General features: G+C 60.9%; 12 protein-coding genes. 2 read left to right on the top strand and 10 right to left on the bottom strand.

The window, feature by feature from the left end:
• Positions 1-156 precede the first annotated feature (156 nt).
• From ACFPWW_RS15785 to ACFPWW_RS15765, 5 genes are all read right to left on the bottom strand, one after another.
• Positions 157-2160, bottom strand: a complete 2004-nt coding sequence (locus ACFPWW_RS15785) for an aldo/keto reductase (RefSeq protein WP_112704159.1) — start codon at positions 2158-2160, stop codon at positions 157-159.
• A 36-nt stretch (positions 2161-2196) separates the two neighbouring features.
• A complete protein-coding gene (locus ACFPWW_RS15780) occupies positions 2197-3282 on the bottom strand; it encodes an ABC transporter ATP-binding protein (protein ID WP_112704158.1) in 1086 nt (361 codons plus the stop codon).
• Positions 3283-3293: 11 nt separating this feature from the next.
• On the bottom strand, positions 3294-4130 hold the full coding sequence (locus ACFPWW_RS15775) for a carbohydrate ABC transporter permease (protein WP_112570000.1): 837 nt from the start codon (positions 4128-4130) through the stop codon (positions 3294-3296).
• Positions 4127-4987 (bottom strand): carbohydrate ABC transporter permease, encoded by an 861-nt coding sequence (locus ACFPWW_RS15770; RefSeq protein ID WP_112704157.1) that lies wholly within the window; start codon positions 4985-4987, stop codon positions 4127-4129. Before ACFPWW_RS15770 ends, ACFPWW_RS15775 begins: the two co-directional genes overlap by 4 nt.
• A gap of 80 nt (positions 4988-5067) precedes the next feature.
• The gene (locus ACFPWW_RS15765) at positions 5068-6342 is read right to left on the bottom strand and encodes an ABC transporter substrate-binding protein (protein WP_112704156.1); all 1275 of its coding nucleotides are present in this window, start codon (positions 6340-6342) and stop codon (positions 5068-5070) included.
• 85 nt (positions 6343-6427) lie between these two features.
• Between ACFPWW_RS15765 and ACFPWW_RS15760 the strand changes: the two genes are divergently transcribed.
• Positions 6428-7336 (top strand): helix-turn-helix domain-containing protein, encoded by a 909-nt coding sequence (locus ACFPWW_RS15760; RefSeq protein WP_377312443.1) that lies wholly within the window; start codon positions 6428-6430, stop codon positions 7334-7336.
• A 121-nt stretch (positions 7337-7457) separates the two neighbouring features.
• On the top strand, positions 7458-7742 hold the full coding sequence (locus ACFPWW_RS15755; RefSeq protein WP_112570008.1) for an acylphosphatase: 285 nt from the start codon (positions 7458-7460) through the stop codon (positions 7740-7742).
• 3 nt (positions 7743-7745) lie between these two features.
• On the opposite strand, the gene ACFPWW_RS15750 is transcribed toward ACFPWW_RS15755, so the two are convergent.
• The 5 genes from ACFPWW_RS15750 to ACFPWW_RS15730 all read right to left on the bottom strand — a co-directional run bounded on the left by ACFPWW_RS15750 (position 7746) and on the right by ACFPWW_RS15730 (position 14083).
• A complete protein-coding gene (locus ACFPWW_RS15750) occupies positions 7746-8726 on the bottom strand; it encodes an ABC transporter ATP-binding protein (RefSeq protein ID WP_377312441.1) in 981 nt (326 codons plus the stop codon).
• Between the two features lie 3 nt (positions 8727-8729).
• Entirely contained in the window at positions 8730-9554 is an 825-nt protein-coding gene (locus ACFPWW_RS15745; RefSeq protein WP_112753721.1) for a carbohydrate ABC transporter permease, read from the bottom strand.
• A complete protein-coding gene (locus tag ACFPWW_RS15740; protein ID WP_112570014.1) occupies positions 9551-10414 on the bottom strand; it encodes a carbohydrate ABC transporter permease in 864 nt (287 codons plus the stop codon). Before ACFPWW_RS15740 ends, ACFPWW_RS15745 begins: the two co-directional genes overlap by 4 nt.
• Positions 10415-10475: 61 nt before the next feature.
• Positions 10476-11750: an ABC transporter substrate-binding protein gene (locus tag ACFPWW_RS15735; protein WP_377312440.1), complete on the bottom strand. Its 1275-nt coding sequence runs from the start codon at positions 11748-11750 to the stop codon at positions 10476-10478.
• A gap of 74 nt (positions 11751-11824) precedes the next feature.
• Complete coding sequence (locus tag ACFPWW_RS15730) at positions 11825-14083, bottom strand: family 78 glycoside hydrolase catalytic domain (RefSeq protein ID WP_377312702.1); 2259 nt, start codon at positions 14081-14083, stop codon at positions 11825-11827.
• Positions 14084-14218 lie beyond the last annotated feature (135 nt).

The following is a 14218-nucleotide window of genomic DNA, read 5'->3' as shown; positions in this document are numbered from 1 at the left end:
GTGCGATCCTACACTAGATGACCTATGGTTGAGGGCAATGGCCGGAATGCAACACCGACCGATTAGTTGCCGCCGGCCGCCGCGCTGTCGCGCAAAAGAAGAGCGGCAGGCACTCAGGCCCGCCGCTTGTCGTCATGGGCTCTCCGGGAAGGGCGATCAGGCCTCCAGCCACTTCACCTGTTCGGGCGTGAGCTTGATGTCCAATGCCGAAAGGCTGTCTTCCAGTTCGGCGATCGTGCGCGGCCCGATCAGCGGAATGACAGGGAAGGGCTGAGCAACGACATAGGCCAGCGCGATATGGATCGGATGCCGGCCGAGTTTCCTGGCGAGTTCGATCGCCCTGTCACGCCGCTCGAAATTGCGATCCGAATACCAGCAACGCACAATCTCCTCGTCGTCGCGCTTGTCGCGGCCGGCCCGGTCGGTGAAGAAGCCGCGGCCCTGGCTCGACCAGGCGAAGTTCGGGATCTGCTTTTCGTTCAGCCACTTCTTCCACTCGTCGTCCGAGGCGGCAACGCAGCCGGCCCAGATCGGATCGAGCATTTCGGCGAGCGAGAAGTTGTTGGAAAGGGCGGCAGGCGCCGCCCTGCCGTTCTTCTTCGCATAGGCGATCGCCTCGTCGAAGCGCGCCCGCGTCCAGTTGGAGCCACCGAAGATGCCGCGAATGCGGCCGCGTTTGACTTCCGCATCCATGGCATCGACGAATTCGCCGACCGGCACGTCGGTATTGTCACGATGCATGAAATAGATATCGACGTAGTCGGTCTTGAGGCGATTGAGAGACTGGTCGAGCTGCTTGCCGATAATGTCGGGATAGCAGAGCGGCGAATGGGCGCCCTTGCCGATCAGCACGATCTCTTCGCGGGGCACCTTTCGGCTCGTATGCCAGTCGCCAAAGATGCTTTCCGTCTTGCCGCCGCCATAGACGAAGGCCGTATCGAAGACATTGCCGCCGGCTTCATAGAAAGTATCGAGCGTCAGCGAGGCGGACGCGAAATTCGGGAAGAATTCGAAGCCGAGGGTGACGACCGAAGCCGGCTTGGAAATGCCGGGGATCCGACGCTGGGGAATGGAGTTGCCGCGCCGGACAGTGCCGCCGGCGATGTTCAGGGTACGCCCGGCGGCCTTCTCGACGCCATATTCGAGGCCGACCGAGGCGCGCCACTGGTCGAGCACCTTGAGGTTGTTGATCGAATCCGTCCAGCTCATGCCGGGCGAGCGGAATTCCTGCTCGCCGGCGCGGATCGCGTCACCGGCCGCATCCGCTTCGAAGGAATAAAGCCAGCGATCCTCCTTGACCTCGACCGTCTGCTGTTCGCCGCCCTTGAAGATTTCGATCTTGCCGACGCCGCCCTTGTGGCCGGAGGCGAACCAGAAATCCTTGACCTCGATGCGGCCCTGAGAGCCGATGATGCGCAGCACGTTGTCCTGCTGCGCCATGATCGAGCACGAGACCTCCGCTATGATCTCGTTCGGGAATTTCAGGACGGCAGAGGCCCATTCATCGACGCCGGACTGGCCGAGATGCGCCACGCCAGCGACCTTTTCCGGCTCAAGGAACGGCTTTCCGGCAGCCGTGCCGGCAATCAGCCGGGCCATGGAAACGGGATAGCCGCCGACATCGAGGATGCCGCCGCCGGCCGTCTCATTCGCAAACAGGCGGTGTTCCGGTCTGTAGCTGCCCATGCTGAAACCGAAGCTGGAGCGGATGATGCGGATTTCGCCGATCGTGCCGCTCCTGATGAGTTCGACCAGCTTCTCGGTCTGCGGATGCACTCGGTACATGAAGGCCTCGCCGGCAAAGACGCCGGCCTTCTTGGCCTCGTAATAGATTGCCTCGGCATCATAGGCGGACAGGGCGATCGGCTTTTCCACCAGCACATGCTTGCCGGCGCGGATTGCCTTGATCGCCCATTCCGCATGGCCGGTATGGGGCGTGGCGATATAGATCGCATCGACCTCCTTGTCCGTCAGCAGCGCCTCATAGCCGTTGACGATGCGTGCGCCCGGAAAGCCGTCGGCAAGGCCAGGCTTGTCGGGATTGCGGGTGGCGATCGCCACGAGTTTGCCGGTGCGCGAATGCGCGACACCGTCGGCAAAGGTGCGGGCGATGGTGCCGGGGCCGATAATGCCCCAGCGGATCGGATTATCTGACGTCATAATTGTCCTCTTTCGTCTTTCAGTCCTGGGATCACGTTAGCGGAGCCGCCTGCCGGCGGCATCGAACAGGAAGGTGCGGGCCGCAGGCAGCGAGACCGTCAATGTCTCGGCCTTGCCGAGGCTGCGGGATTCCGGCCGCTCGATGATGAGCTGGTCGCCGCCGAGATTGGCATAGATATAGCTGGTATTGCCGAGGTGTTCGGCAACGTCGACGGCGACCTCCAGGTCGGCTTCGCCTTCGCCGGGTTCACCGAAATGTTCGGGTCGGATGCCGAGCGTCACAGCCATGCCCGATGTGACAGACGGATCGGAAAGCGGCAGCTGAAGGCGCACCGTCTTGTCGCTGGCCAGCACGACCGTTGTCTTGCCAGCCTGCACATCTGTCACTTCGGCCTTCAGGAAATTCATCTTCGGCGAACCGACGAAGCCGGCGACGAACTGGTTGGCCGGATCGTCGTAAAGGTCGAGCGGCGCGCCGATCTGTTCGATATTGCCGGCCCGCAGGACGACGATCTTGTCGGCAAGCGTCATCGCTTCTGTCTGGTCGTGGGTGACATAGATCATCGTCGTACCAAGCTGCTTGTGCAGCCGGGAAATCTCGACGCGCATCTGCACGCGCAATTCCGCGTCGAGATTCGACAACGGCTCGTCGAACAGGAAGACCTGCGGTTCGCGCACGATGGCCCGGCCGATCGCGACACGCTGGCGCTGGCCGCCGGACAGCTGTTTCGGGCGGCGTTTCATCAATTCGGTGATCTGCAGGATCTCGGCGACGTGGCGCACGCGCCGTTCGGTATCGGCCTTCGGATTGCCGTTCATGCGCAGGCCGAAACTCAGGTTCTCCTCCACCGTCAGATGCGGGTAGAGCGCATAGGACTGAAAGACCATGGCGATGCCGCGATCGGCCGGCTCGACATCGTTGACGACGCGGCCGCCGATCTTCAATTCGCCGCCGGTAATATCCTCGAGGCCGGCGATCATGCGCAGAAGCGTGGACTTGCCGCAGCCCGAAGGGCCGACGAAGACGACGAACTCGCCGTCCTTCACGTCCAGATTGGCGCCGTGGATGATCTCGAATGCGCCGTAGCGTTTGACGATATTGTTGAGTGAAAGCTCTGCCATGGGCTCCCCGATTATTTGATTGCGCCGGCCGCAATGCCGGCGATGAAGTGACGCTGCAGGGCCACGAAGACGACGAGGATCGGTGCGGTCAGAAGCACCGCCCCGGCCATGATGCCGCCCCAGGATACTTTGGTGAGGCCGATCAGCACGCCAAGCGCTACCGGGGCGGTCATCATGCCGGGCTTGGAATTGATCAGCAGCGGCCAGAGGTAATTGTTCCAGGAGGCGAGGAAGAGGATGATCGCCAGCGCCGCCATGGTTGGCCGGGCGAGCGGCAAGGCAATCCGCAGGAAGATCTGCCATTCCTTGACGCCTTCGACGCGGGCTGCGTCGAAAAGGTCGTTCGGCATCATGGAAAAGGACTGGCGCATGAAGAGCACGCCGAGCGAATTGAAAAGCGGCGGCACGATGAGGGCAACCCAGGTATTGGCGAGCTTGAACTCGCGCGCCACCATGATGAACTGCGGAATGACGACGACGAAATAGGGCAGGGTGATCGTGCCGAGAATGATGGCAATGACCAAGGAGCGGCCGACGAAGCGATAGCGGGCGAGCGCCCAGCCGGCCATGGAGGTCAGCAGCACGGACAGCGTGGTATAGACGGTGGCGACGACGATGGAGATCACCATCGCACCGACGAAATTCGTGTCTGCCTGCAGGTTCTGGAAATTCGCGATGAAGTTGGTCGAGGGCCAGAGAACGATTTGCGGGCTGAAGATGCCGTAGTCGGGCATGGTCGAGAAGACGAACATCATCCAGAGCGGAAAGAGCCAGATGATGGCGAGCGGCAGCAGGAAGGCGTGCAGGGCGATCTGGCGGACGAGAAGGGATTGCGACTTGGATCTCATTTCGGTTCCCTCCCGACCCAGAGATTGAGAAGCGAGATTGCCACCGCCAGTGCTGCCATCGTGTAGGCGATCGCCGAGGCGTAGCCGAAATTCAAGGATGTAAAGCCCTGGCGATAGAGAAGCAGGCCAAGTGTCTCCGTACCGCCGCCCGGTCCGCCGCGATTGGTGATCAGGAAGGGCTCGGCGAAGAGCTGCATCGTGCCGATGACGGATAGAACCACACAGAAGAGGATGATCGGTTTCAGCAGCGGCAGGGTGATGTGGAAGAACTGTTGCAGCTTGCTGACACGGTCGAGAGTTGCTGCCTCATAGACGTCTTCAGGGATCGATTGCAGGCCTGCCAGGATGATGATGGCATTGTAGCCCGCCCATCGCCAGGTAACGGCGATGATGATGACGACCATGGCGGCATTGGCATTGTCGAACCAGGAAACGGGTGCCAGGCCGGCTGCGCCGATCAGCTTGTTGACGATGCCGAAATCGAGATTGAACATCAGCCGGAAGACGGCGGCATAGGCAACCTCGCCAACGACGACAGGCGCGAAGAAGGCAAAGCGGAACAGCGCGCGCGCTTTCAGAAGCGGCGAGTTCAGCAGCACCGCCATGACAGTCGCAAGGGCGATCATGACGGGAACCTGGATGACCAGGATGATGAGCGTGTTATAGACGGCGTTGTAGAAGGCAGGGTCGGAAAAAAGGCGCCCCCAATTGGCCTGAAGGCTGAATTTCCACGGATTGATGCGCGTATTCTGGAACGAAATCAGGAACGAATTGATGATTGGCCAGACCCAGAAGGCGGCGAAGACCAGAAGATAGGGCGCAAGGAACGCATAGGCGCTCCGGTTTCTGATCGGCATGGTACCTCCTTACCAAAACGAATGTGCCGGCCGCCTCCCGCGGCAAGCGAAGCCGGGCGCTTTGGCGCCCGGCCTGTCATTCACTGTGCGATCGGAAGACCGGTTGCCGAGGCGATCTGGTTGGCGGCATCGTCGAGAGCCGCCTTCGCATCGGGATAACCGCCGGCGAGGTATTTCGTCTGCGTCGTCTTGTAGATGGCATCGGCATCCGTCTGGAAGGCCGTGCCGCGGCTCGGCACGATCTTCGGCAGGGTGGCGAGGATGTCGGCCCAGATCTTCTGGCCGTCCCAATAGGGCTGCGGCTCGTTGACGAAGGGATCCTGCACGGCCGACAGCAGTGACGGCACGAGGCCGAACGATTTCAGCATCGTGACCTGGCCCTCATTGGTGGTGAGCGCATAGGTCAGATATTTGAAGGCCGCTTCCTTGTTCTGCGAATTGGCGTTGATGGCAAGCGAAGAGCCGCCGAGATTGGCCGCATGCGGGCTGTCTGCCGTCATGCCGGGCATGGGGTAAACGCCCCACTTGCCGGACAGATCGGGCGAGCCGGAGCGGATCGTGCCTTCGTACCAGCCGCCGTAGACCTGGCTTGCGACCTTGCCGGCGGTGTTGGAGGAGATCTTCTCGTCCCAGTTTGCCGCCGTCAGCGTGCCGGCATCCTTCATCGCCTTGACCTTCTCCAGCGTCTGGACGCAGGCAGGCTGGTTGATGGTGATCGATTGGCCGTCGGTCGAGAAGTAGCCGCAGCCCTGTTCATTGGCGAGCATGCGGAACCATTCGCTGTCGCCGTTGAAATCGGCCTGGCCCATCACGACACCGGGATTGGCTTCCGATACCTTCTTGCCGGCGGCAATAAAATCGTCCCAGGTTGCGATCGACTTCGGATCGACGCCCGCCTTTTCATAGTAGTCGCGACGATAGAAGACGGCGACCGGGCCGGAATCCCAGGGCATGGCATAGGCGACGTCGCCGATCTCAAGTTCGGTGCGCTTGAAATCGGGGAATTTGGCCTGCATGTCGGCGGTATAGCCAAGGTCCTTCAGATTGGCGAAGCAATCCGGGAAGCGGCTCCAGAAGATTTCCGCCTCGAAATTCTCGATCGTTACGATATCGGGAAGTCCGTCGCCGCCGGCGGCGCAGGCGGCAAGCGTCTTGTCGAAGACCTGCTGATTGCCGAGATCCTGGACATCGACCTTGATGTCGGGGAACTGTTTGTTGAAGCCTTCGAGCGTTGATTTGAGAGCGGAAGCTGCGACGTTCCAGCTCCAGACGGTTAGCGTAGCGGATTGCGCATAGGCAGATCCGGATGCAAGCAGCACGAGCACTGTCGTTGCGGTGATGAGTTTAGAGCGCATGAAAATCCTCCCTTTTCAATTGCCGTCGCTGAGCGAACATGGCTAATCTAGCGCGGAGGGAACGGCTGTCTCATAAAAAGGGAATATGGAATTGGCGGAAAGTAAGGTCGTCGGCAAACCTGTTTACCAGCCCGGTGCCAGCACGATTGAAGGCATGCCGATGGCGCTGCAGATGTTCTATGCCCATCCTCCGGTCATGGCGATGCCGCACTGGCATGCGCAGGTGGAGGTCAATTACATCATGCGCGGCAGCGTTCACTACCGCATGAATGACCATGACATTACCCTCAAGGCCGGCCAGATGTGCCTTTTCTGGGGAGGGCAGCCGCATCAGATGGACGAATCCTCGGATGATTCTCTTTATGCCGGCGCGCACCTGCCGCTCGTCTATTTCTTCAGGATGCGCCTGCCTCCGGCCATAGGCACACGTCTGATGAAGGGAGAAATCTTGCTGACATCGGCCACCGATGCGGCCGACGAGGCAAATTTCCCGCGCTGGTATGACTACGCCAGATCCAATGATGTCAGGAAGACGCAGCACGCCGTCGACGAATTGCTTCTGCGCATCGAACGCATAGCGCTCGAGTCATATCTCATGGTGCCGGGCACCAGCGTCGAAGAGCTCGAACAGCCCAATTCGCATCTTTCCCGCAGTGTCGCGCGCATGTGCGATTTTATCGCGAGCAACTTCCTGCAGGATATCGATACGGCCGAAATCGCCCGCGCGGTCGATCTTCATCCGAAATATGCGATGAACCTGTTCAAGAAGACGACGGGCATGACGATCAGCAAATATATCAATCTGCTGCGTCTTTCGCATGCCCAGGCGCAGTTGATGGGCGAGGGGGCGAATGTGCTCCAGATCGCGATGGATAGCGGCTTCGGCTCGATCAGTGCCTTCAACAAGTCCTTCCGCAACATTGCCGGCATGTCGCCATCCGACTTTCGGCGGGATATGCGCTCTGTGATCGGCACTATCTCCGCCACGGGTTGAGACAGCTCCGAATCTGCCGATGAAAACGTCTGGCGACGCTCGGCATGGCCGGCGGCACAACATGACCCTTGCAATCAGCGCTGGCAGCACCATCATCATTGGTTGTCGGAGACGGATTCAGATGACCGAAACCCAGGATGCTTTTCGTGTGCGTATCACCGGTGGGGTGCAGGGCGTCGGCTATCGCGCCTGGACCCGCGGCCAGGCGCTGCAGCTTGGCCTGACGGGCTGGGTGCGCAATGAAGCCGACGGCTCGGTCAGCGCCCTGATCGTCGGTTCTCAAAGCGCCACCGGCTCCATGCTCGAGCGTTTCTGGAGCGGACCCGCCGGCTCTTCGGTGTCGGACGTGAAGGCGGAGGAGGCCACTGTCGACGAGGTGCCGGGCGATTTTCGCATCGTCCGATAGAGATCAGGTGAACCTGTGTTCCTTACCCGCAAGCGGTGAGGCGAATTGCGTTTCGCCGATCCTGACCGGCCGATCGCCGTCCGTGCGAACGACGAGCGTCTGCAATTCCGGTACGTCGAGATAGACTACCGTATCGGCGCCGAGCCGCTCGATATGTCGTATCTTGCCCTGCCATTTTCCTTCGCTCGACGAGAGCGCGACATGTTCCGGCCGGATGCCATAGATCCGGCAGCCTTCCCGCGCGGCAATCTCTCCCTCGAACAGGTTCATCTTCGGCGAACCAATGAAGCCGGCGACGAATGGGGTGGTGGGATTGTTGTAAAGCGCCATCGGCGAGCCGACCTGCTCGATTGCTCCGCCGTTCAGAACGACGATCTTGTCGGCCATCGTCATCGCTTCCACCTGGTCGTGGGTGACGTAGATCATGGTGGCGCCGAGCTTGGCATGAAGGTCGGTCAATTCGATGCGCATCTGCGAGCGCAGAGACGCATCGAGGTTCGACAGCGGCTCGTCGAACAGGAAGACTTTCGGGTTGCGGATGATGGCCCGGCCGATTGCGACGCGCTGGCGCTGGCCGCCCGACAGTGCCTTCGGCTTGCGGTCGAGCAGGTGCGAAAGCTGCAGGATATCGGCGGTCTGCTTCACCCTCTCGGTGATTTCGGCCTTGGGGCGTCTGGCGAGCGACAGGCCGAAGCCGATGTTTTCTGCGACGGTGAGATGCGGATAAAGCGCATAGGACTGGAAAACCATGGCGATGCCGCGCTCGGAGGGCTCTGCATCGGTGACGTCCTTGCCGTCGATGAAAACCTGCCCGGATGTCGTCGTCTCCAATCCGGAGATGATGCGCAGCAGGGTCGATTTCCCGCAGCCGGACGGGCCGACGAAGACGCAGAACTCGCCCGGCTCGACGGTGAGGTCGATACCCTTCATGACCTCCAGGCTGCCAAAGCTCTTGCGGACACTCTCGAGAACAACTGATGTCATGGCCTATCCCTTGACTGCACCGGCGGTCATGCCTGCAACGATCTGCCGGTTGAAGAAGATGAAGACGATCAGGGGCGGAATAGTCACCAGAAGAATGTTCATGAACAGCAGGTTGAACTGGGTCTGGAACTGGCCCTGAAAATTGTAGAGCGTCAGCTGCACCGTGACGTTTTCCCGGCCCGGCAGATAGTAGAGCGGGTTGGTGAAATCGTTGAAGATGGCAATCGACTGGACGACGATGACAGTGACGGTGACAGGCTTCAGAAGCGGCAGGATGACGCGAAAGAAGATCTGGAACGGCTTTGCGCCGTCGATGATGGCAGCCTCGTCGAGATCCCGCGGAATGGTTGCGATGAAGCTGCGAAACAGCAGAACAGTGAAGCCGAGGCCATAGGCGACCTGGATCAGCACCATGCCGGACAGGCTCTTGAAGAGGCCGAGCACCTGCAGCACCCAGATGGTCGGCACCACGGCCGGCGGGATCATCAGGCCGGCGAGCACGCAGCCGTAGATGAGTGTGTTCCAGCGCGACGGGCGGCGTTGCAGCACATAGCCGACCATGGCGCCGAACAGCACCAGGAGGGTGACGGCGGCTACCGTGATGACGGTCGAATTGAAATAGGCGAGCAGCAGCATGTAGTTGCGGGTCTGCACAACCTCCATGAAATTCTGCCAGAGCTGCCATTCGACCGGCCAGCTGAATTTCAGCGCGGCCGCATCCTGTTTCGTCTTGGCGGCGGTAATGAAGATGAAGAGGAAAGGCATGACGAAAATCACGCCGCAGGCGGCCAGTGCAGCAATCCCGGTGTAGAACTGGCGGCGGCTCATAGGTCCACCTCCTTGCGGTTGAACCAGGCCGTCAATGGCAGAACGATGAGGCCGATCAGCAGGAAAAGGATCACGTTGCCGGCTGTCGACAGGCCGTAGAAACCCGCCTGATACTGCTTGTAGATGACGCTTGCGAGCACGTCCGACGAAAAGCCCGGGCCGCCGCGCGTCATTGCCCAGATCAGGTCGAAGCTTCTAAGCCCCCCGATCAGCGAGAGTGTGACGACCGTCACCGTCGCGGGCCTGACCAGCGGGACCGTGACACGGAAGAACATCTGCGTGCGGGTCGCGCCGTCAATGCGGGCGGCCTCGTAATAGTCGGGGCTGATTGACGCGAGGCCGGCGATATAGATCACGGTCGCAAGGCCGATGCCCTTCCAGAGATCGACGAAAACGATGGAGTAAAGTGCAAGCGCCGGGTCGGTCAGCCAGCCGGGGCCGTGAATGCCGATGGCGGCGAGCGCCACGTTGATCAATCCGCGTGTCGGATGCATGAGCACCGAAAAGGTGATGCCGACGCCGATCGTCGACACGAGAACCGGAAAGAAGATCACGGTGCGCAACAGGCCCTGGCCCCAGAGGCCCGAGGTCAGCAATACGGCGAGCAGCAGGCCGAGGACGGTTTTCGTGCCCGAGGTCAGGACGGCATAGATGATCGTATTCACCAGTCCCTGGATGAGAAAGGGTTCGCGGAAGAACTGCCGGTAGTTTTCCAGGCCGATGAACTGGGTGGTGAACAGGTCCCAGCGCGTGAGGCTGAACCAGAAGGAGGCGACCGTCGGCGCCAGGAAGAGGACGGTGAATATCACCGCCGCCGGCAGGACGAACCAGTAGGGATAGGGTGACTTGCGTGTTCTCATACGGACACCGTGAAGCGTCCCCCATCCAGGCTGCGGCCTGGATGGGGGATCGGCTGAAAGGTTACCAGTTCGGCAGGCCGAGCTGCTTGGCCTGCTTCTCGACATCCTGATCGTAGAGGGCGGCGGCATCCTTGGCCGACCGGATGCCGGTCCCGACCTCGACCGTGATCTGCTCGAGCGCCGGTCCCTTGACGGGCGAGAGGAATTCGAGGGCGGGACCGTTATGCCCGTCGGTGTTGAAATAGGGCAGCATGTCGGAAACGACCGGCGGAACATCCTTCGGAAGTTCGCATCCCTTGACGAGATAGGGACCCGACGGGACGGCCTTCGCCATCAGATCGCAGGCTTCCTTGGAGCCGACGAAATCAAGGAATTTCTTGGCCTCTTCGAGGTTTTCGGACTTTGCGGAAGCATAGAGCGCGGAGGGCATCCAGACCGTCAGGCCGTTCTTGGCGGCATCCGTGCCGGGTTGGGCGAAGAAGCCCAGGTCCTTCAGATTGTCCGGAAAGTTCTGCTGAACGTTGCCGATGCCGAAGGTGAGGTTCGGATAGTGCGCGGCCTCGCCGGTGGCCACCATCCGCATGCCGTCGTCAAAGGTCGCCGCACCGAAGTCTGCGTTGAGGAAACCGCCCTTTGCCACTTCCTCGAGATGTTCGAAACCGCGCAGTGCGGCAGGCGTCGTGGCATATTTGATTTTGTTGGCGGTATAGTCGCTCGCGAAGTTCGGAACCTCGGTCTGGACGTTATAGAAGTCGGCGAGCACAAAAAGCTGGGATGTCCAGGTCGTGCCGTAGGTCTGTGCCACGGCCACCTTGCCGGCTGCCTTGATCTTCTCGTTGTTGCTCATGAACTCCGCCCAGGTCTTCGGCGGTGTGAGCCCGAGATCGGCGTAGATCTTTCTGTTGTAGAAGATGCCGCCGCCCATGGCGGGACCGAAAGGAAGGCCGCGAACATGGCCGTCGGGACTGGTGACGACCTTTTTGAAACTGTCGAGAATGCCGGCTTCCGACGGAAGGTCGGATAGATCTGCAATCGTCTCCTGCGGCTTCAAAGCCTGGAAGAGCGAGCCGCTGTTATACTGAAAAATATCGGCCATTTCGCCCGTGGCGAGCCGGGTCTTGACGATATTGTCACCCTCGGACCCACCGGCGCGCTGCTCGACATCGAACGTAACGTCCGGATGCTTCTCCATGTAGGCTTTGGAAACCGCATCGAACGAGGCAATGGATTCCGGATTGGTATCGATCAGGACGCTGAGGGTCACATCCGCATGTGCCACTCCAGCGGCAAGAGCCATGATGCTGGCTGCAAGGATGCTGCACTTCGTCATTCGCATAGTCACTTCCTCCTCTTGAAGACCGGAATGCGTTGGGCTGGCTGTTCGCGGATCAAAGACCCGCGAGCGCCGCATCAGATGGAAAACGTAATCGTGTGTTCTCCTGCTTCGAGCTTCGTCTCCTCACCTTGCTCGACCGGAATGCCGTCTGCCTTCAGCGACTTGCGATCGCCCCTGGCCTGCAGGCGCGCCGTTACGCCCAGCGGCAGCACAAGGCGGCATGTGACGGTTCCCTCCTCCAGGGTCCATCCCGCTTCGATGCGGCCAAAACGCGTGTCGTGCCAGGCCGAAACCGGCGAGAGCGCGGGCAGGATCGCGGGATCGAAGCTCACTTCCTCGAAACCGGGCTTGTCTTCCCGCGGCTTGATGCCCGCAACGTCCTCAAAGAGCCACTGGCACACGGCGCCGTAGGCATAATGATTATAGCTGTTCATGTCGGGATCGTAGATCGTCCCGTCTTCGGCAAGCGCATCCCATCGTTCCCATATCGATGTCGCACCGCGTTCGACCTGATAGAGCCAGCCGGGGACCTTCCGGTTGAGGAACATCTTCTCGGCAAGGTCCAGCATGCCGAGCCGGGTCAGGGCTGGCAGCAGGGCAGGGGTGCCGATGAACCCCGTGCCGATGACGCCCTCGGTCTCCTCCGCCACCCGACGGAAATAAACCCGAGCGGCCTCTTCGTATTCGGGCGGAACAAGGCCGTAGAGGAATGCGAGAGACCATGAAGTCTGGTCGTTATGGGCAATGCGGCCGGAGGGTGAAAAGAATTCGTGCTTGAACGCCGCCCTGATCTCTTCCGCACGTCTTTCGAGCCGTACGGCTTCAACGGTTTCGCCGAGGATGCGGGCAATCTTTGCCGTGAGCTGCGTCGAAATAAAGTGATAGAGGGTGGCTGCGCAATCGTCTGCCACGGTCGGGCGTGGCTTTCTGTTGTCTCCGACCGGCTGCAGCCAGTCGCCGAAGGTGAAGCCGTGCGCGCCCCAGAGGGCGGCCGGCCGGATGATCGGTCCGTTCGAGATTCCCCAGAGATAGTCGAGCCAGCGAAGCATCGCGGGAAAGCACTCCTCCAGCGCCGCGCTGTCGCCGTAATGCAGGTAGAGCTGCCAGGGAATGATGACGATTGCGTCGCCCCAGCCGGTCGATCCTGCCCACTCGCCGCGGCCGTCGATCGGGTGCAGTCGCGTCGGGTCCGGCGAAAAATGCGAGACCGCGCCATTGGCACGCTGGTCGTGGATCACGTCGCGGAGATATTTCCTGAGGAAGGTGTGGCTGTCTGCGAGCCAGCAGGCCGTACCGGCGAATACCTGGGCATCGCCCGTCCAGCCGAGGCGTTCGTCGCGCTGCGGGCAATCGGTCGGCACTTCAATGAAGTTGGAGCGTTGCGACCAGATCGTGTTGTCGACAAGCCTGTTGACGGCGGCGATGCCCGACGTGAAGCCGCCGGCGCGTGTCGGCACTGAAGTAACAGGCACCATGGCAATCGCGACAAGCTCGGCCTGTCCGGTAATGGTAACGCGCGCAAAGCGGAAACCCATGAAGGTGAAGAGCGGCGCGTATTCCTCTTCGCCTTGCCCCGAAAGCGTATAGATCAGTTCGGCGCGCGCGCTGCGATAGTTGCGGTTGTCGAAGAAGCGCTCGGGGCCGAGCACTTCGGAATGTTCGACGCGCACCTGCGCGCCGGCAGCGCCCTTGACGCGCAGCCTTATATAGGCGCCGGCATTCTGTCCGAAATCATAGACGGTTCGGCCATCCGCCTCGGTCCAGCTTTCGGTCGGCGAGAGAGCGTCCAGTTCCTTGACCGCGCCGGTCTCGTGCGGAACCAGCAGAGCCCTGTCGAACGGGAGCACATCGATACCGTGGCTGTCCTGCGGGCGGATGCGGGCGTCATAATCCTCGCCATAATAGATGCCGTTGCGCAGGACGGGAGTGAAGCCGCTTTTCCAGCTGCCGTCCGTCTTCAGCAGCAGCTCGCCGCCGGCGTGCAATTCGGCAATGGCCGCCGTCCGCTCGCCCCAGCAATTGACGATCGGATTGGCGGCCCACATCAGCTGGCTGCGATACCAGCCGTCACCCAGCCAGATCTCGATGCGGTTGCTGCCGGGTTGCAGGAGCTTTGCGACATAGTAGGTCTGATAGGCGATCCGGTCGTCGTAGCAGGTCCAGCCGGGTGTCAGAAGATCGTTGCCCACGCGCTTTCCGTTGAGGAAGGCACGATAGAGGCCGAGGGCCGAGATACGCAGCGTTGCTTCGGCGGGAACGGCCTCCAGCGTGAACTCCCGCGAAACGAACGTGCCTGGTGTTGCCTGGCCGCCGTCGCAGGACGGGCCGATCATCGACGCTGTAAACTGGAAAGCAGAACCGGCAAGGCCGTCCTCCCCAGTGATGCCCTGGGCCGAAACAGTCTTCATTCAGAACCTCCCCAACCGCCAATTCCTCCGGCGGTCGCTCGTGTGTATCGTTCTATGTAT

The sequence above is a fragment of the Rhizobium sp. GCM10022189 genome (assembly GCF_042656325.1).
GTDB lineage: Bacteria > Pseudomonadota > Alphaproteobacteria > Rhizobiales > Rhizobiaceae > Rhizobium.
The sequence above is the reverse complement of the archived record's forward strand: the minus strand, read 5'-3'. Positions and strand labels throughout refer to the sequence as shown.